This is a genomic window from Moorena sp. SIO4A5 (assembly GCF_010672005.1).
Classification (GTDB): domain Bacteria; phylum Cyanobacteriota; class Cyanobacteriia; order Cyanobacteriales; family Coleofasciculaceae; genus Moorena.
In genome coordinates, this window is sequence record NZ_JAAHHZ010000131.1 from 1 (window position 1) to 16692 (window position 16692).

Consider the following 16692-nt stretch of genomic DNA (forward strand, 5'->3'; position numbering starts at 1 on the left):
GGTTGAGGAGTGCTCCACTCATCAACTTGGGCGTAGCCACGGCTATAAAGGCTATAGATTGTGACCCGCACAATTTTGGGAGAACCGATCAATATATGTTTGATTTGCTTCCGTCCTGGCTGGGGTTGGCCAAATGATTCAGGGAGATTAGGATTGTTGGGGTTATACTCGAAATTTTGGAGAAAGTTTTCGATGTCCATAAGTTGTTTTGCTGTTGTATTGGTGACATATTTATGTTAATAAATAATTATTTATTTTGTCAAGTATTTTTTATTTTTTTTATTTTTGGGGTATATATAAAAAATATTAATTTAGTTTTTTTTGGTTATTTTTGTATTAGTGATCGCGTAGCGGATCGTACCGAGCATCCCGTAGCGTAGCCTAAGGTAAATCCCATAGCGCCTATTTCAGAGTATCGCATTTTTTGATAAATTATAATTTATAATTTATAATTTATAATTTATAATTTATAATTTATAAATTCTATCGTTTATCATACTATTAGTGAGCTGCACAGGATTTTTTCCCGATTCCCGATTCCCGATTCCCGATTCCCGATTCCCTACTCCCTACTCCCTACTCCCTACTCCCTACTCCCTACTCCCTACTCCCTACTCCCTGCTCCCTACTCCCTACTCCCTAAATTGCTATAATTAATAGCATCGAACATAATTACCTATAAATTATGGAACCATTCTCCTTTTTAGCTGGTTTGGAACTATCGAAAATAGCGTCACCTTTGTTAGGTACTGTTGCGGGGGAAGCAGGGAAGCGTATAGTTAAAGCTCTGACTAAAAACGATGTAGAGAAGGCAATCAAAGCGGGAGAAGACGCAGTTAAGGAATGGGAAAAACAACTGGAACCGAGCCAACTGTTATTTTTTCACGCTCCCCCGGATGGATTGAATGGAGTTAAAAATTTTTTGGGGGGCTATTTTACTAATGCAGCAGTTTTAGCAGAATTACAGAAACCATTAATTAATCAAGGGCAGCCTGATCGGGAGATTTTAATCAGGGTATTTCTACAAGACGCAGAAACGAATAACATTAAACTAAATCAAGATAGCCTCAAGCATTGGATAGAGACATTTGTTAATGCTTATTTTCAGCATACAGTTACTTATATAAAATTTCAGGTAGCTAAACAGGATTATTGTGAGCAGTTAGCTAACTGGTTTGATGATGTTAAATTTGCTGGCATTGCTGTGCCTGGGCAAGAAGTAGAGAAATCGGAGAAGTTAGCGCAAATTTTTGTAATGCCCGATGTGGTGGAAGAGGTATCAACTGCTGGCGCTTGGGAGCGGGAGTTTTTAGCAGCAGAAAGTGCCGAAAAACCGGAAAGGGCGCTGTCAAGAAAGACGACTGGTAGGAAATTCTTAGCTCAGCAGCTATTGAGCCAAAGTCAGTCGAGACGAGTGGTGATATTGGGTGCGCCTGGTTCTGGAAAAACCACGTTGATGAGTTATTTTGCAGTAATGTTGGCTGACAGCAAGGCTGAGGTTTTGGGATTAGATGGTGATACGGATTGGCTACCGATTTTAATTAGGATGCGAGATTTTGGGATAAATCTCGATAAAAACCTGATCGACTATGCTCGTGGGTTTGCGGAAAACACCATGTCAGTGCAACGGTTACCAGTGGGATTTTTTGAGCATTGGTTGTCTGATGGTAGGGCGTTGATATTGCTGGATGGTTTGGATGAAGTAGCAGATGAGGCTAAACGCAATGATGTGGTCAGGCGCATCGAGAATTTTTTAGGACAGTTTGACAGAAATCGCGCTATTATTACCTCTAGACCGGCTGGTTATCGCCGGGATTTTTTCCGCACTGAGGAATTTCCCCACTATCAAATTGAAGCCTTTGATGATAGCAAGATTTCGGCGTTTATTGATAACTGGTATAACAGTCGCTTTCAAGACCAAGCAGAAGCTCAAAGGCGCAAGGAGAGTTTACGAAAGGCTCTGGATGATAATGACCGGATTACGCTATTGGCACGAAATCCGTTATTGTTGACAATTATTGCATTAATTCATCGGTATCAAGCAGTTTTGCCCAAGGAACGGTATAAGCTTTATGACAAAGCAGTGGAAACCTTGTTAACCTCTTGGGATGCTAATAAAGAATTAAGTAGTGATAAGTGGTTGAGCTATTTGAGTTTGGATGATTTGCGCCGATTGATGGAATGGTTGGCGTATTGGATTCATACTCAGGGAAATGCTGAAGATAAGGATAGTGGCACGCTCATTGACAAGGATGAGTTGATTGGTCAGTTAAGTCAACAGATTAAAACCTTGAAGCAAGTGAAGCTTCATGAAGCTAAAGAAGAGGCAAAACGGTTTGTGGAGTTGATCCAGAAGCGCACGGGTTTGTTGAATGAACAGGGGCAAGATTGTTATGCTTTTGTCCATAAGACGTTTCAAGAATATTTGTGTGCTCAGGAGATTAACTATCAAGCGGAAAATGAGTATGATTTCGATATTGTTTTGAATCATATTCGGGAGCATTTACATGACTCCCACTGGCGCGAAGTGTTATTATTGCTGATAGCACAACAAAAACCGAAAAATGCGGCGAAGGCAATTCGGGCAGTTTTGACTAATAAGAGTAACTATGAGCAGTGGTTACATCGGGATTTGTTGTTTGCTGGTAATTGTTTGGCAGAAGACCCGAAAAATTTACGGAGTACTGATAGTGAGTTGGTGCAAGAAATTTTAGAGGGGTTGGTTGAGTTGGAGGTGAGTAGTGAGGAGCGGGTTGGCGAGAGGGTTTACGAACAGGTTGATCAGATAATTTGTAGTTTGTATGAAACGGATTTTGAGACACAAGCTCTAGAGATGTTGAAGGAGCGAACAAATTTAATTCATGAGACACGATTGCTGAAGTATCGACACGAGTTAGGGGAAAAAGATCAGGTAATTACAATATTGTTGACACCCCTAAAGGATGATGATTCTGTTGTGCGTGAGAAGGCAGTGGAAGCCTTGGGCAAATTGGGCAACAGCTCAGAAATTGTAGTTAATGCGCTCCTAGCAAGGCTCATGGATGATAAGTCTGTTGTGCGTTGGACGGCAGCGGAAGCCTTGGGCAAATTGGGCAACAGCTCAGAAACTTTAATCAACGCCCTCCTAGCAAGGCTCATGGATGATAATTCTGCTGCGCGTGGGAGTGCAGCCTATGCCTTGGGCTATTTGGAAAACAACTCAGAAACTGTAATCAACGCCCTCCTAGCACGACTCATGGATGATAATTCTGATGTACGTGGAGAGGCAGCCGATGCCTTGGTCAAATTGGGTAACAGCTCAGAAACTTTAATCAACGCCCTCCTAGCACTGCTTCAGGATGATGATTCTGTGCGTGGGAGTGCAGCTAATGCCTTGGGCCAATTGGGTAACAGCTCAGAAACTGTAATCAACACCCTAATAGCAGGGCTCAAGGATGAGAATTCTGATGTGCGTTGGATGGTAGCCGAAGCCTTGGTCAATTTGGGCAACAACTCAGAAACTGTAGTCAACCCCCTCCTAGCACTGCTTCAGGATGATGATTCTGTTGTGCGTGGGAGTGCAGCCCAAGTGTTGGGCAATTTGGGCAACAACTCAGAAACTGTAGTCAACGCCCTCCTAGCACGGCTCATGGATGATCATTATTTCGTGCGTGGGAGTGCAGCCAGTTCCTTGGACAAATTGGGCAACAGCTCAGAAACTGTAATCAACGCCCTCATAGCAGGACTTCAGGATGAGAATTCTGATGTGCGTATGATGGCAGCCAAAGCCTTGGGCAGCTTGGGCAACAGCTCAGAAACCGTAGTCAGCACCCTAATAGCACAGCTTATGGATGATGAGTCTTTTGTGCGTAGGAACGCAGCCTATGCCTTGGGCAAATTGGGCAAAACATCTAATCATGTTCTCCCTACTGTGATTGAATGGATTGAACAACACCAGGATTCAGAGTATGTGGGTAGAGGTATTGATGCGTTGTGGGATTTGGTGGTAGGTAGGGAATAGGGAGCAGGGAGTAGGGAGTAGGGAGTAGGGAGCAGTAGGAAAGAGAGCTGAGTATAGTTTGTGTTGAATGCGATCGCGTAGCGTGACCAAAGGTCAATCCCATCAGCTAGATCCAACACAAGACCTAGGGTCTAGCAACTTCTGTTCCGAATACCTCGCTGTTTTGATACCATAGGGGGCTAAGCAGTCAGCAGTCAGCGGTCAGTGGTCAGCCCTCAGCCCTCAGCCTTTAGCCCTCAGCTCTCAGCCTTTAGCAGATAACTGATAACTAATACCTGATTGCTGTTCGCGTAGCGTGCGCGTAGCGCATAAGCTGATTGCTGATTGCTGATTGCTGATTGCTGATTGCTGATCACTGATAGCTAATGGCTAATAGCTGATCACTGATAGCTGATAGCTAGTTTTATTAGTACTCAAAAGGTCCTAACGGCTCATCATCTTCTTCAGACAGGTCGATGGGTTTGTAATCCACATAATCACTTTGGTCTGAGTAGTTAGAGGATGTTTCTTCCCTTGGGGTGGTACGACGCTTTCTTTCCCTTGAGGCTATCTGTGAGTCATAGTTTTCTGAGTCATAGTTTCCTGAGTCATAGTTTTCTGTAGATTCACGACGAGAACGGTTACGGCGAACGGGTCTGTCTTCCCTATCCCTGTCTAGATCTCTGTCTAGATCTCTGTCTAGATCCCGATCTAACTTAGCCTCCCAAGTGTCTACAGATCGTTCTACAGGTCGTTCCACAGATTGTTCCGAAGGACGAGAACGTCTACTACGAGATGGTCTGTCTTCCCAATCACTATCTAACTGAGCCTGCCAGGTCTCTCTAGGTCGTTCTGAAAACTGACCATTAGAACGAGGGCGGCGTTTACGCGATCGCTCTTCTAGCCTCGATTCCTCTAAACTCCCTCGACTCCTTGAACGGCGGGTTTCTACTTCATAACGCTCTGTGCGCCTTTCCCTGGAATCTGGTGTGGGCCGCAAACGAGGGTTGGAGTATCGCTCCTCTACAGGCTCTAGTTCATCGTATTCATCATAAACATTAGCCTCTTGTGGTTCTTCGCGGTAATAGTTACGGCTAACTGGTCGCTGACGGTCTTCAAACCCAGCATCTTCCCGGGCTTTTTTAGTGGCAACGCCCCGTAACCGAAGACTTTCCACGGCAAAAAATATTGCTGTACCGCTCAACAACAGCTGACTCAACTGCAAAATCGGGTCGAGTCGCCATCCATGATACACCAAAATAAAGCCACAAACTAACCCGACCACAGTGAAAAAGATATCATGGTCTCTGGCTAGTTCTGGACGAACCGAGCGCAGGAAATAGAGTCCTGCTCCGGCAAGCATCAATAATATGCCCAAAAGGCTAGCTGGATTAAACCCAACATTTACCATTACTACTCTCCTATGGTCAGTTATATGGTAGCGAGTTATTGGTCTTACACTCTACTGTAACTGGAGAACAACAATTTTACTCCTAGATCAGGAGAGATTCTTGATACAAAAATTGAGCGGGTTGTGAACCCACTCAATTTCCTGCTATCAAAGCTCCGCCTTAGTTCGTTTAAGGCATAGATAGTAGAGATTTTGTTATGATCTTTTGATCTTATCGCTCTGGCTAAAGACGATTAGTGCCACAGTGGCAGGAATAACCACAATGGCAGTACCCCAAAGTAAACTCCACAGAAAGTTGGCTAATGAAGGTGTCATAAAAACTCCTAGTTAATTTGTAAACCTTGTTTGTGATTAAGCATTCAGCATTCAGCTATCAGCTTATGCGCTACGCCCACGCTACTTGAGGTGCTTATGCGCTACGCCCAGGCTACTTGAGGTGCTAGCAGGAGCGATAACTGCACGGGGTCGGATGAGTAAAACCAGCAGGGATTTTAAACCAGCCGTACCAGCACCCCCCAGCTGGTTTACTACCCGTTGATTAGCTGACGGCACCTCAAGTAGCGTGAGCCTTTGGCTCACGGCTGATAGCTGAATGCTTACAAGAACATGATACTATTATTGAGAAACTTTAAATTAAATTAACTACAATCACAAGGACACTGGTAAGCCACCTAGCCACCTAAGGCGGCAGGTAAGCATTCAGCTATCAGTTATCAGCGTGTCGCGTATCAGTTATCAGCTAATCCGCTAGGGCTCACAGGCTAGAAGCCTGTGCCACTGTACTTGAGGTGCTTTTAAATAAAATAAGCTGACCGCTGACCACTGACCACTGACCGCTGACCGCTGACGGTGGCACCTGAATACATTTGTGATCATTAGAATAAATAAGCCATGACTGCTGCTACGATTGCTATCTGGACTCTTGGTCCGTTACTAGGACTAATGATCTTCTTGTTTATCTTTCGCATTGTTCTGACCTGGTATCCTCAGGTAGACCTAAATCGTTTGCCATTTAATCTAGTAGCCTGGCCAACGGAACCCTTTTTAGTGCCAATGCGTAAAATTGTCCCTCCCATTGGTGGGGTTGATATTAGCCCAATTATTTGGGTAGGGATTTTCAGCCTGCTGCGGGAAATTCTTTTAGGTCAGCAGGGAATCCTGAGGATGATGATTTAGAGGGTTGTCGATCAGAATTAAGAATTTAGAATGCAGAATTAAGAATTTAGAAGGCAGAATTAAGAATTTAGAATTAAGAATTAAGAATGCAGAATTAAGAATTAAGAATTAATAATTAAGAATTTAGAAGGCAGAATTAAGAATTAATAATTTAGAATTTAGAACTCTACATTCTTAATTCTAAAATGTTGCAGGTTGTTTGGTTGTTCGCGTAGCGTGGCCGAAGCCCCACGCCTGGAAGCGAAACGTTAGCGTGGGACGGGGCGTATAAAGGGTGGAAGTACAACAAAATGCGATCGCTTAGCGTGCGCGTAGCGCTATCGCTAATTACCAAAGACTTAGTTTTGTCTTTCTTCCTACTTCTGCCTTCAGCATAGCTGCGGTTCAGTTCATCATCTCCTTCTCGACAAAATTGGTATAGACTTGACCCTCAAGAAAGGCTTGTGTCTCTAGGATTTTTTGATGGAAAGTCAGGGTGGTGGTGACTCCGGTAATGGCACACTCCCTTAAGGCTCGTTTCATGCGCTGAATGGCAGCATCACGGGTGGGACCCCAAACGATTAATTTGCCAATCAGAGAGTCGTAATAGGGGGGGATTTCGTAATCGGGGTAAACATGGGAATCCATGCGCACCCATGGTCCTCCTGGTGGTAGGTAAGCACTAATTCGTCCTGGTTGGGGACGGAAAGCGTGGTCTGGGTCTTCGGCATTAATCCGACATTCGATGGCGTGACCTTTGAGAGTAATTTGGTCTTGGGTAAGGCTTAGTTTCTCCCCTTGAGCAATTTTAATTTGTTCGGCGATCAAGTCTAGACCGGTGATCATCTCGGTGACTGGGTGTTCTACCTGAATTCGGGTGTTCATTTCCATAAAGTAGAACTCACCAGAGGCATCTAAGAGAAACTCTACTGTGCCAACTCCAACGTAATTGATGGACTTAGCGGCCATTACCGCAGCATTACCCATCTTTTCCCGCAATTCTGGGTCAAGCACTGGGCTAGGGGCTTCTTCCAGTAGCTTTTGGTGACGGCGTTGGATCGAGCAGTCTCGCTCACCCAAGTGGATTACATTGCCGTGACTATCAGCTAAAATTTGAATCTCGATATGGCGAGGGCGTTGAATAAATTTTTCAATATATACCCCGCCATTACCAAAGGCAGCTTGGGCTTCTCCTTGAGCAGCTTGGAAGAGTTTAATCAATTGGCTGTCATCCTGTACCAGGCGCATACCCCTTCCTCCACCACCAGCAGTGGCTTTAATCATCACAGGATACCCAATTTGACATGCGATCGCATGAGCTTCAAGCTCAGAGCTGACTAATCCATCACTTCCGGGCACTGTGGGCACACCAGCTCGTTGCATGGTTTCTTTGGCCGTAGATTTATCCCCCATGGCTCGGATCGCTTCTGGGGTAGGGCCGATGAAAGAAATCTGATGATCAGCACAGATTTCAGCAAAACGGGCATTTTCTGATAGGAAACCATAGCCTGGATGAATGGCAGTGGCGTTGCGAGTGAGGGCTGCAGCAATAATATTAGGTATATTTAAATAACTTTTGTTGCTGGGGGGGTCCCCGATACAAACCGCTTCATCTGCGAGTTGGACATTAAGAGCGTGTTGGTCAATGGTGGAGTGAACTGCAACGGTGGGAATCCCCATCTCCTCACAGGTTCGGATAATCCGTAAGGCAATTTCCCCACGATTGGCAATTAAGATCTTTGAAAATTTCATAGAATAGCTTGGCTATATAGGGTTTTTATTTGAGATTTAAAACTAAGATTGATGGGGAGGTGTGGGGAGGGTGGGAAGTGTGGGAAGTGTGGGAAGTGTGGGGAGGAACATAGTTTATAAACTATCGCAATTGTCATCACGAGTGAGGTAGACAGGATTTTTCCCCATTCCCCCCCTACCCACCTCCGAGACCCAGACTAAACAAACTCTTACCCTACTCCCTACTCCCTACTCCCTACTCCCTTCAATTTTGACAGCATTTTTTGAGCTAGGCTTTGCAGCTTCGTCCTGTTGTATGTTATCCTACGAAATGAGTTATTAGCGGATGTGGTGGAATGGTAGACACGCACGCTTGAGGGGCGTGTGGCGAAAGCCATGCGAGTTCGAGTCTCGCCATCCGCATTGATCAGCCTGAAGTTGTGGGCAACTTCGCAACGGAGAGCTTCGGCTCAGGGCATAAAAATTGACGAAAACAGTATCATAAAAGCGATGCAGCACTATGGGACAAGGGCGCACCATTGCCTCTTGCCTCTTGCCTATTCCCACACCTCCCACACCTCCCCCTCTCCCCACACTCCCCGATTCCCGATTCCCGATTCCCGACTCCCGATTCCCGATTCCCGCCAGCCATCACCTCTTCGTTACATCAGGCTGCTGAAACCGATAGATATCCCGAATCACGTTTACCCAACCATCACAAAGAGAGGCTAATAAGCGATCGCCTTTTTCCTCAGTTGCTGCTGTGGCATCCCCGAGTACTCCACTCTGAGTCAACCCCTTGGTCAGCCAAGCAAAGGACAATTGTCCTTCCATACTCAATAGACTATCCTCGGGCAATCCCTGGGGATATTCCTTTACTGCCCGATCCATTTTCACTTGACCGGGGAGTAGACAGAGCATGAGACTAGTTTCTAAATCCCCCCCATGAATCCCTAATTCTAATTCTTTCTGGGTGGCTAATTCCTTGGCCATGTTAGGCACGCCCCAGGTAAACAAGGGGAAGACCATAAAGTCTTCATGCTTCTGGTGAATATCCCGTGCTGCAATTTCCATCACTTGGGGTTGTCCGCCATGGGAATTCATCAGTACTAACTTCCGAAACCCACACCGATAGATACTATCAGCCATTTCCATCAGCACCGCTAGCAAGGTTTGAGCACTAAGGGTAATGGTGCCAGGAAAATGCCAATGCTCATTGGATTTACCGTAATAAAGGGGAGGCAAAGCATAAGCCGGGATTTCTGGGTCTAAGCAGCCTAAGGCTTTGCCCAAGACTCCCACCCCAATGGCCGCATCTACAATCAGCGGTAAATGGGGGCCATGCTGCTCAATGGAAGCGACCGGCTGAATAATCACAACATTTTCTTTGTCTGGCATCTGTTCGATATCAGTCCAGGTCAGATAAGGGAAAAAGCGTTCTGGAGGAATGAAATTGTGCATAAGACTGGGGAGAGGGAACAGGGAGCAGGGAGCAGGGAGTAGGGAGTAGGCAGCAGGTAACAGGGAATAGGAGTAAGAAAATTAAATATACCTGATCAGGATGAGAAAGGCTATAGATTACTTTACACAAGTGGCTGATTAGGTTCAGAGACTCGTTCACGAGATTCAGAGACTCGTTCACGAGATTCAGAGGCTCAATCACCAGGTTCAGAGGCTGATGCGATCGCACTTGCCTAAATTAGCCTACCCTTAGTGCTATAGTTTTTTATTTATCAAGCATCAAAGCTCGATAACCAGCTTGGACAAAGTGCTTATCTGTAGTTAAAGCATCTGTTAAACCTTGTTCTTTCATATTTCTTACCCCTACTCCCTACTCCCTACTCCCTACTCCCTACTCCGTGCTCATCCTCAAGATTAGACTTAGGCGTACCATACAAATAATGGTCATGTTCAATAGCCCAGTCTGATGGTGCTTCAACTGTTCCAGCAAATCCTTCTAACAAATCCCAGGCATTTTGGCTAGTAACTGTTTTCACTTCTGTCTCAATAGCAATCGCATAGCGCTTGCCCGGTTCGAGATTAACAGTTCTGTCTAATCTGTCTAAGCGTAAAACCTCACCATCGAAGATAGCTGTTACTACAGGTATCTTTCGAGCTTCTCTACTGTCAGCCGGTTGAGTTTTAACATCTTGGCGGAGGTGAATTTCCTGTATTAGGTCTGCCCAGCTAAAATCTTCTGGTAATTTATCAATTAATCTACGTGCTTCTTCTTTGAGATTAAGGCTTGCCATAAATTTTATCCTCCAAGTCATTAAGCTAGTGGGATCACTTTGGCTGATCAGGCTCAGAGGCTCAATCACCAGGTTCAGAGGCTGATGCGATCGCACTTGCTTAAATTAGCCTACCCTTAGTGCAATGGATTACTATAGACAAAAATTACCTATTAGTGTACCCAAAAACGAATTAGAAATCGCAGCATTACTTATGATACATAAACAGTCTTGAACCCTTGATGATCTGACACCCCACACCCCACACCCCACACCCCACGCCTGATGACTCTAAATTTCACCCAGTTTTACAAAGCCACTAACCCAAGTAAAACCCTTGATCTCACCCAGGCAGAAGACCAGAAGCTCTATATCGATTTTTCTTCTGTCCGAGGGGGAGCACTGATTGAGCAACTGAAAGCGCAAATTACTCTATTCTCGGAAGACCAGCCCACCTGTCAATTATTTACGGGACATATTGGTTGTGGGAAGTCTACGGAATTATCTCGACTCAAGGCTGAGTTGCTAGCAGAAAACTTTCATGTGGTTTACTTCGAGTCGGATCAGGACTTGGAGATGAATGATGTGGATGTGGGGGATATTTTATTAGTTATTGCTCGCCAGGTCAGTGAAAGTTTGGAAGCTAGCCAGGTTAACTTACAACTAAAAGGCTTTAAAGCTTTCCTACAGGAAATTACCACATTGTTGGGTTCCGATGTGACTGGGGTTGAGGTTAAGATTCCCAAGGTTGGTGAGTTTGGGGTCAAGGAAAAACAGGGAGAGTATTCCTTATCGGCAGGGATTGCCAAGATTACCACGAGAGCTAAAAATAGCCCAACCTTGCGTAATCGGTTGCGGGATTATATCGAACCTCGTACCAAAACCATTATTGATGTAATTAATACCGAGTTGATTGAGCCTGCGATCGCTCAACTCCAACACCAGGGAAAACGGGGACTAGTGGTGATTGTGGATAACCTTGACCGGGTGGAAATTGTGCCGAAGTCTTGGGGGAGACCACAACCGGAATATTTATTTGTGGACCGGGGAGAACAGTTGCGCCAACTCAACTGTCATGTGATTTATACCATGCCCCTAGGGCTACGATTCTGTAATGATATCGTTCGGCTTACCAATCGTTTCGGGGTTGAGCCGAAGGTGTTGCCCATGGTGCCAGTGACGCAACGGAATGGTAAGGAGTGTCAGGAAGGAATGGCGCAGCTCAGAGCGATGGTAATGGCTAGAGCTTTCCCTAAGCTAGCACCAGCGCAACGGTTGCAGGGGATTGCGGAAGTGTTTGATGCACCGGAAACCCTGGACAGACTCTGTTCTATCAGTGGTGGTCATGTGCGGGAGTTACTGGCAATGCTTCGGGATTGGATTATGCTGGAGGGCAAGTTACCCCTATCCCGGGCAGGGTTAGACCAGGTTATTGGTAGTCGCTGCAATAAAATCCGATTAGCTATTGATGAAGAGGAGTGGAAATTATTGCGTCAGGTGCATCAGAACCAAGAAGTAAGTGGTGACGACCATTATCGAGTACTGGTGCGTAGTCTATTTGTGTATGAATACTATGACACTCAAGGGTCTTGGTTTACAGTCAATCCGATTTTGGTAGAAACGGGCAAGTTGTAGGAGAGGGAATCGGGAATCGGGAATCGGGAATCGGGAATCGGGAATTGGCAATTGGGTTAGCAAGAATGCGCTTTGAGATTGATATTGGTAATTATTGGTCTGTTGAATTTGGAAACACCATGACACCGATTGCCATAACTCAATGACTAATAGTAAGCCAGAGGATCATCACCAACAAGCTAATCATCAACAGCTATTGAAGCAGCTGGCTTGGGCAATGGAAATGGGAGCCAGTGAACAGGAATTTTCCTTAATCTTTGCCCATTGTAATTATACCCAGTGGCGAGACCAGTTGATTCAACAGCTGGCAGAGGTTTGTTCGGTAGAGATTTTACCGATTGGGTTAACTCCCGAGGTGACCCAGCTCTACAGGACTATATACAGCAAGATTCAATCCCAACTGGGACAACAACCGCCCCAAGGGATTATGGTGTATGGCTTTGAGGTGGTCAGAGACCTTGAGCAACTGCTGAGATTAGCCAATCGAGTCCGGGAAGAGTTTCGCAAACAGTTCCATGTCCCGGTTTTATTTTGGGTAGATGACCGAGTATATTCCCAATTCCTGCGCTCCGCCAGGGATTTGGCCAGTTGGGGAACCGGTTCAACCCTGGACTTTCAAATCTCTACCGCTAACGTAATCGAATTTATCCAACAGGTTACTGATCTTGGGTTTGCTCAAGTCTTAGCTGCTGGAGCCGCTGGGGGTCTTCACCATGGACAGAATATCAGTAACCAGCAGGTGGCGGACTTAGGCCAAGCTTGGCAAGACTTGCAACATCGGCAGGTAGCATTAACGCCAGACTTAGAAGCCAGTGTGGAATTTATCCTAGGTCGAGGAATTCCCCATAATCTCAAGCAGTCTAAGAAGCATTATCAACGAAGTTTAAAGCTATGGGAAGATCTCCTGGGAGTTTACCCTTCTTCCGACCCCGAACATCTAATCCGATACGGATGTGTTCTGTTTCATATGGGGCAATGGTGGCGTACCTATGCTGATCAAGACCGGAATCAGGGTAAGGAACATTGCCTAAGGGCTAGAGACTATTTTTTGCGATCGCATAAAGCCTTTGATCAAGCCAAGCGTTTCGACTTAGTAGCTAAGTTTATCAATCCCTTGGGGGAAATTCTACAAAGACTAGGGCTATGGCATGAGTTATATCAGTTAGCTAAAAAAGCCTTAACCCTCCATCAAAAATATCCCAACCCGGTCTGGCTTGCCCATGATTACGGCTTTCTAGCGGCACAAGTCGCCATTGCTCGCTCCCAATGGCCTCGGGTCAAGAAATTGGCCACTAAAGCACTGGACATCCTTACCGATGCCCAGCATTCTGTGCAACGCCCTGGTGACCTGACTCTCGAGCAGTTGGACTGGGCGTGGGGACTTCATCAAGGTTGGTATCGCTTATCCTTAGCCAGAGCCTACAACCATCTCGGTGAACCCGACTACGGGATTTGGCATCTAGAGGAAGCCCAATACCACACCAATCCTAACTTTAATCCCTATCTATATATTAAAATTCTCAGAGAATTGCGACAGCTCTACTTTGACCAAGGGGAGTATCAAAAAGCGTTCTCAGTTAAAGCATACCAGCAATCAATCGAGTATCAGTTCCGGTTTCGGGCATTTGTGGGGGTTGGTCAATTGTCCCTCAACCAACGCATCAGGGATACTCAAGTGGCTGATCGCATTGCTGCCTCTGGTCGAGAACAAGCGATTAATGACTTAGTTGAGCGTATTGCTCGCAAAGACCACAAACTAACGGTAATTTGTGGCTCCTCTGGCGTGGGTAAAAGTTTTCTACTTCAGTCTGGTTTAATTCCGAGATTACAGCAAGAGATTATTTCTGCTCGGGATGTGGAGCCAGTGTTGCTGACAGTTTATAAACGGTGGCAGCATAGCTTGGCTAAAAGGATAATTGGAACAGACCAGAGAGGAGATGGAAAAGAAATTCTGGGAAAAATTCTCCACCAGCTGGGATACAAGGCTGACACTAATCGACTGACTGTTCTAATTTTCGACCAGTTTGAAGAATTTTTCTTTCAGTATCCTCAGCCACAGCAGCGGCGAGTTTTTTATCAATTTTTAAAAGACTGTCTAGACCTTGAGGCCGTGAAGGTGATTCTGGCCTTGCGAGAAGATTATATCTATTATTTATTAGAGTGTAATGACCGCCTGATTAGTTTAGATGTGGTCAATAATGATCTTCTCAGCAAAGATGTCCTCTATTACTTAGGAAATTTTCCTCAAGCCCAGGCCAAAGCGGTGATTGAACGGTTAACGGAGCAGGCTAAGTTTTCCTTAGAACCACAGCTGATTGAACAATTGGTAAAAGATTTAGCAGCAGAAACGGGAGAAGTGCGTCCGATTGAGTTGCAAGTGGTGGGAGCACAATTAGAAACCGAGGGAATTGTCACCTTGGACAGGTATCAGCAAGGGGGCGATAAGGAAAAACTAGTAGAGCGTTATCTGGAGGCTGTGGTTACCGATTGTGGACCGAAATACCGAGAAACTACCTGGAAATTGTTGTCTCTCTTGACCGATGACAAGCAACTTCGACCCATAAGAACCGAAACTCAATTAGCTAGTGTATTAAATTTACCCCCAGAGCATATCAGCCTGATTTTGGAGATTTTAGTGGGTTCAGGTTTAGTGTTTCAGATTCCACTAGGAACAGAAGAATTATATCAGTTAGTTCATGATTATTTAGTATATCCAATTCGGAAGAGATTGGCAAAGTTTGAGGAACAAAAGCGGATTTTGGAGCAAAGGAAGCAAGAAGGAGCCAAACTAGAACGAGCAGGAGTTGAACATCTTAAGGAATTTAAGTATAGCCAGTTTCATAACTATAGCCAGTTTGATGCCTTACAAGGAGCTATGGAGACGGGGAAAGCATTGCAAGCAATGGTCACGAAAAATACTCCCTTGAAAGACTATCCTGCTGCTAGTCCTTTACTGGCTTTACAACGGATTCTTGACCAGATTCAGGAGCCTAGACTTGGAAAGCATCAGGGTTGGGTTAAGCAGTTGCAATTCAGCCTGGATGGTCAGCTGCTCGCTAGCGTTGGAGAGGAAGGAATGGTGAGGTTGTGGAACCTAAAAACTCGACAAGTCCAACAAAAATTTAAGGGGTATCAGGGTAGGGTTAGGCAGGTGGAATTTAGCCGGGATGGTCAGCATCTGGCTATTGCTGGCGACCAGAGAATCGTGAGGGTTTGGGATCTCAACACTGGGCAAGTCCAACCATTGAAGGGGCATCAGGGTCAGGTTAGGCAGGTGGTATTGGGCCAGGATGGTCAGCTGCTGGCTAGCGCTGGAGTTGACGGAATGGTCAGGTTGTGGGATGTAAATACTGGCCAAGTCCAAGAATTGAAGGGGCATCAGGGTTGGGTTTCGCAGGTGGCATTGAGCCCGGATGGTCAGCTGCTGGCTAGCGCTGGATTTGACGGAATGGTCAGGTTGTGGGATGTAAATACTGGCCAAGTCCAATATGAATTGAAGGGGCATCAGAGTTCGGTTTCGCAGATGGAATTTAGCCCGGATGGTCAGCTGCTGGCTAGCGCTGGAGTTGACAGAATCGTGAGATTGTGGGAAGTAAACACTGGACAAGTTCAAGCATTTAAAAGGCATCAGGGTAGAGTTTACCAGCTGACATTGAGCCGGGATAGTCAGCTGTTGGCTAGCACTGGAGATTACGGAATCATGAGAGTTTGGAATGTCAACACTGGGCAAGTCCAAGCATTTCAGGGGCATCAGGGTTGGGTTGACCAGGTGGAATTTAGCCCGGATGGTCAGCTGCTCGCTAGCGCTGGAGGTGACTGTACCGTGCGCCTGTGGGATTTAAGGGGTCGGCAAATTGCTCAATTCGAGGGGACTCGGATGGTGTTCAACCCAGATGGGACCCAACTGGCTACCATAGACGAGGATACCATCAAGCTGTGGCGGGTGGACACCCTGGATGGACTCTTAGCTAGGGGTTGCGCTTACTTACGTCGTAATTTAACGGATAGTTCTATGACTCCGGAACTGAAGGCGTTTTGTGATGGCTTGCTGGAAGAATGAATGTAGAATGTAGAATGTAGAATGTAGAATGTAGAAGGCAAAATGTAGAATTACAAATTCTCAATTCTTAATTCTCAATTCTCAATTCTTAATTCTTAATTCTTAATTCTTAATTCTTAATTCTTAATTCTTAATTCTTAATTGATTCAATCTCTTCCCGAGAAAGTTGGGTGATTTTCATAATAGTCTCCACATCTAAACCTTGTTCCCGGCAGGAACGGGCGATCGCTATTTTTTCTTGTTTTATCCCTTTTTCCATCCCTCTAATTTCTGCCTGTTCCACTTGCCATTTGGTCTCAAACTCTTGGGTACTCAGGATACTGGCTTCGTCACGCTTGTTGTTGATATAACGCTCGTAAGCTGCTCGTTCTTGTTCTGATAAATTATTAACTCGTAGCGCCTCCTTGGCTTCGGCTATTCCTTTGGCAGAAAATTCCGCTTTGATGTCGCTGTTTTTCAGAAAATAAATCCATTCATCTAAGGGGTTTTT

The 16692-nt window shown here is 45.4% G+C and carries 17 protein-coding genes, 1 tRNA gene and 1 pseudogene; 8 read left to right on the forward strand and 11 right to left on the reverse strand.

Features of this window, described 5'->3' with window-relative positions; translation table 11 throughout:
• A partial coding sequence (locus tag F6K57_RS27775; RefSeq protein ID WP_293071641.1) for a hypothetical protein occupies nucleotides 1-200 on the reverse strand: 200 nt, incomplete at its 3' end.
• Nucleotides 201-504: 304 nt separating this feature from the next.
• On the opposite strand from F6K57_RS27775, the gene F6K57_RS27780 reads away from it, so the two are divergent.
• Nucleotides 505-657: a hypothetical protein gene (locus F6K57_RS27780; protein ID WP_293071642.1), complete on the forward strand. Its 153-nt coding sequence runs from the start codon at nucleotides 505-507 to the stop codon at nucleotides 655-657.
• Nucleotides 658-685: 28 nt separating this feature from the next.
• A complete protein-coding gene (locus tag F6K57_RS27785) occupies nucleotides 686-4000 on the forward strand; it encodes a HEAT repeat domain-containing protein (RefSeq protein WP_293071643.1) in 3315 nt (1104 codons plus the stop codon).
• On the opposite strand, the gene F6K57_RS27790 is transcribed toward F6K57_RS27785, so the two are convergent.
• From F6K57_RS27790 to F6K57_RS27805, 4 genes are all read right to left on the reverse strand, one after another.
• Nucleotides 3941-4090 carry a hypothetical protein gene (locus F6K57_RS27790; RefSeq protein WP_293071644.1) on the reverse strand — a complete coding sequence of 50 codons (150 nt, stop codon included), beginning with the start codon at nucleotides 4088-4090 and terminating at the stop codon, nucleotides 3941-3943. The two genes, F6K57_RS27785 and F6K57_RS27790, sit on opposite strands and share 60 nt — an antisense overlap.
• Before the next feature lie 316 nt (nucleotides 4091-4406).
• Complete coding sequence (locus F6K57_RS27795) at nucleotides 4407-5390, reverse strand: Ycf66 family protein (RefSeq protein ID WP_293071645.1); 984 nt, start codon at nucleotides 5388-5390, stop codon at nucleotides 4407-4409.
• 195 nt (nucleotides 5391-5585) lie between these two features.
• Nucleotides 5586-5705 (reverse strand): photosystem II reaction center X protein, encoded by a 120-nt coding sequence (locus F6K57_RS27800; protein ID WP_075905548.1) that lies wholly within the window; start codon nucleotides 5703-5705, stop codon nucleotides 5586-5588.
• A gap of 81 nt (nucleotides 5706-5786) precedes the next feature.
• On the reverse strand, nucleotides 5787-5969 hold the full coding sequence (locus tag F6K57_RS27805) for a hypothetical protein (protein ID WP_293071646.1): 183 nt from the start codon (nucleotides 5967-5969) through the stop codon (nucleotides 5787-5789).
• A gap of 312 nt (nucleotides 5970-6281) precedes the next feature.
• On the opposite strand from F6K57_RS27805, the gene F6K57_RS27810 reads away from it, so the two are divergent.
• On the forward strand, nucleotides 6282-6566 hold the full coding sequence (locus F6K57_RS27810; RefSeq protein WP_008186608.1) for a YggT family protein: 285 nt from the start codon (nucleotides 6282-6284) through the stop codon (nucleotides 6564-6566).
• A gap of 166 nt (nucleotides 6567-6732) precedes the next feature.
• Here the strand turns inward: F6K57_RS27810 and F6K57_RS27815 are convergent, their stop codons facing one another.
• Nucleotides 6733-6900 (reverse strand): hypothetical protein, encoded by a 168-nt coding sequence (locus F6K57_RS27815; protein ID WP_293071647.1) that lies wholly within the window; start codon nucleotides 6898-6900, stop codon nucleotides 6733-6735.
• 50 nt (nucleotides 6901-6950) lie between these two features.
• Nucleotides 6951-8297: an acetyl-CoA carboxylase biotin carboxylase subunit gene (gene accC / locus F6K57_RS27820; RefSeq protein WP_293019447.1), complete on the reverse strand. Its 1347-nt coding sequence runs from the start codon at nucleotides 8295-8297 to the stop codon at nucleotides 6951-6953.
• A 321-nt stretch (nucleotides 8298-8618) separates the two neighbouring features.
• Here accC and F6K57_RS27825 point away from each other — a divergent pair.
• Nucleotides 8619-8699, forward strand: a tRNA-Leu gene (locus F6K57_RS27825).
• A 97-nt stretch (nucleotides 8700-8796) separates the two neighbouring features.
• Nucleotides 8797-8955, forward strand: coding sequence for a hypothetical protein (locus F6K57_RS27830; protein WP_293019446.1), 159 nt, complete (start codon nucleotides 8797-8799; stop codon nucleotides 8953-8955).
• Here the strand turns inward: F6K57_RS27830 and F6K57_RS27835 are convergent.
• The 3 genes from F6K57_RS27835 to F6K57_RS27845 form a co-directional block, all read right to left on the reverse strand.
• Nucleotides 8928-9737, reverse strand: coding sequence for a creatininase family protein (locus F6K57_RS27835; protein ID WP_293071648.1), 810 nt, complete (start codon nucleotides 9735-9737; stop codon nucleotides 8928-8930). The genes F6K57_RS27830 and F6K57_RS27835 overlap by 28 nt on opposite strands.
• Nucleotides 9685-9966 (reverse strand): hypothetical protein, encoded by a 282-nt coding sequence (locus F6K57_RS27840; RefSeq protein WP_143727928.1) that lies wholly within the window; start codon nucleotides 9964-9966, stop codon nucleotides 9685-9687. Before F6K57_RS27840 ends, F6K57_RS27835 begins: the two co-directional genes overlap by 53 nt.
• 148 nt (nucleotides 9967-10114) lie before the next feature.
• Complete coding sequence (locus F6K57_RS27845; RefSeq protein WP_293071649.1) at nucleotides 10115-10624, reverse strand: hypothetical protein; 510 nt, start codon at nucleotides 10622-10624, stop codon at nucleotides 10115-10117.
• Between the two features lie 168 nt (nucleotides 10625-10792).
• Between F6K57_RS27845 and F6K57_RS27850 the strand changes: the two genes are divergently transcribed.
• Genes F6K57_RS27850 through F6K57_RS27860 form a run of 3 tightly spaced genes read left to right on the forward strand, consistent with a single transcriptional unit; the run spans nucleotide 10793 to nucleotide 16202 of the window.
• The gene (locus F6K57_RS27850) at nucleotides 10793-12142 is read left to right on the forward strand and encodes an ATP-binding protein (protein ID WP_293071650.1); all 1350 of its coding nucleotides are present in this window, start codon (nucleotides 10793-10795) and stop codon (nucleotides 12140-12142) included.
• Entirely contained in the window at nucleotides 12097-12288 is a 192-nt protein-coding gene (locus F6K57_RS27855) for a hypothetical protein (RefSeq protein ID WP_293019439.1), read from the forward strand. The genes F6K57_RS27850 and F6K57_RS27855 overlap by 46 nt, the downstream gene beginning before the upstream one ends.
• Nucleotides 12285-16202 (forward strand): hypothetical protein, encoded by a 3918-nt coding sequence (locus F6K57_RS27860; protein WP_293071651.1) that lies wholly within the window; start codon nucleotides 12285-12287, stop codon nucleotides 16200-16202. Before F6K57_RS27855 ends, F6K57_RS27860 begins: the two co-directional genes overlap by 4 nt.
• Before the next feature lie 130 nt (nucleotides 16203-16332).
• Here F6K57_RS27860 and F6K57_RS27865 read toward each other — a convergent pair.
• Nucleotides 16333-16692, reverse strand: a pseudogene (locus tag F6K57_RS27865) (hypothetical protein); the annotation flags it as partial.

Bases quoted from the DNA above. Each gene is read 5' to 3' on its own strand.
- F6K57_RS27810 (WP_008186608.1), top strand. From the start codon at position 6,282: ATGACTGCTGCTACGATTGCTATCTGGACTCTTGGTCCGTTACTAGGA.
- F6K57_RS27830 (WP_293019446.1), top strand. From the start codon at position 8,797: ATGGGACAAGGGCGCACCATTGCCTCTTGCCTCTTGCCTATTCCCACA.
- F6K57_RS27785 (WP_293071643.1), top strand. From the start codon at position 686: ATGGAACCATTCTCCTTTTTAGCTGGTTTGGAACTATCGAAAATAGCG.
- F6K57_RS27800 (WP_075905548.1), bottom strand. From the start codon at position 5,705: ATGACACCTTCATTAGCCAACTTTCTGTGGAGTTTACTTTGGGGTACT.
- F6K57_RS27850 (WP_293071650.1), top strand. From the start codon at position 10,793: ATGACTCTAAATTTCACCCAGTTTTACAAAGCCACTAACCCAAGTAAA.
- F6K57_RS27860 (WP_293071651.1), top strand. From the start codon at position 12,285: ATGACTAATAGTAAGCCAGAGGATCATCACCAACAAGCTAATCATCAA.
- F6K57_RS27795 (WP_293071645.1), bottom strand. From the start codon at position 5,390: ATGGTAAATGTTGGGTTTAATCCAGCTAGCCTTTTGGGCATATTATTG.
- F6K57_RS27835 (WP_293071648.1), bottom strand. From the start codon at position 9,737: ATGCACAATTTCATTCCTCCAGAACGCTTTTTCCCTTATCTGACCTGG.
- accC (WP_293019447.1), bottom strand. From the start codon at position 8,297: ATGAAATTTTCAAAGATCTTAATTGCCAATCGTGGGGAAATTGCCTTA.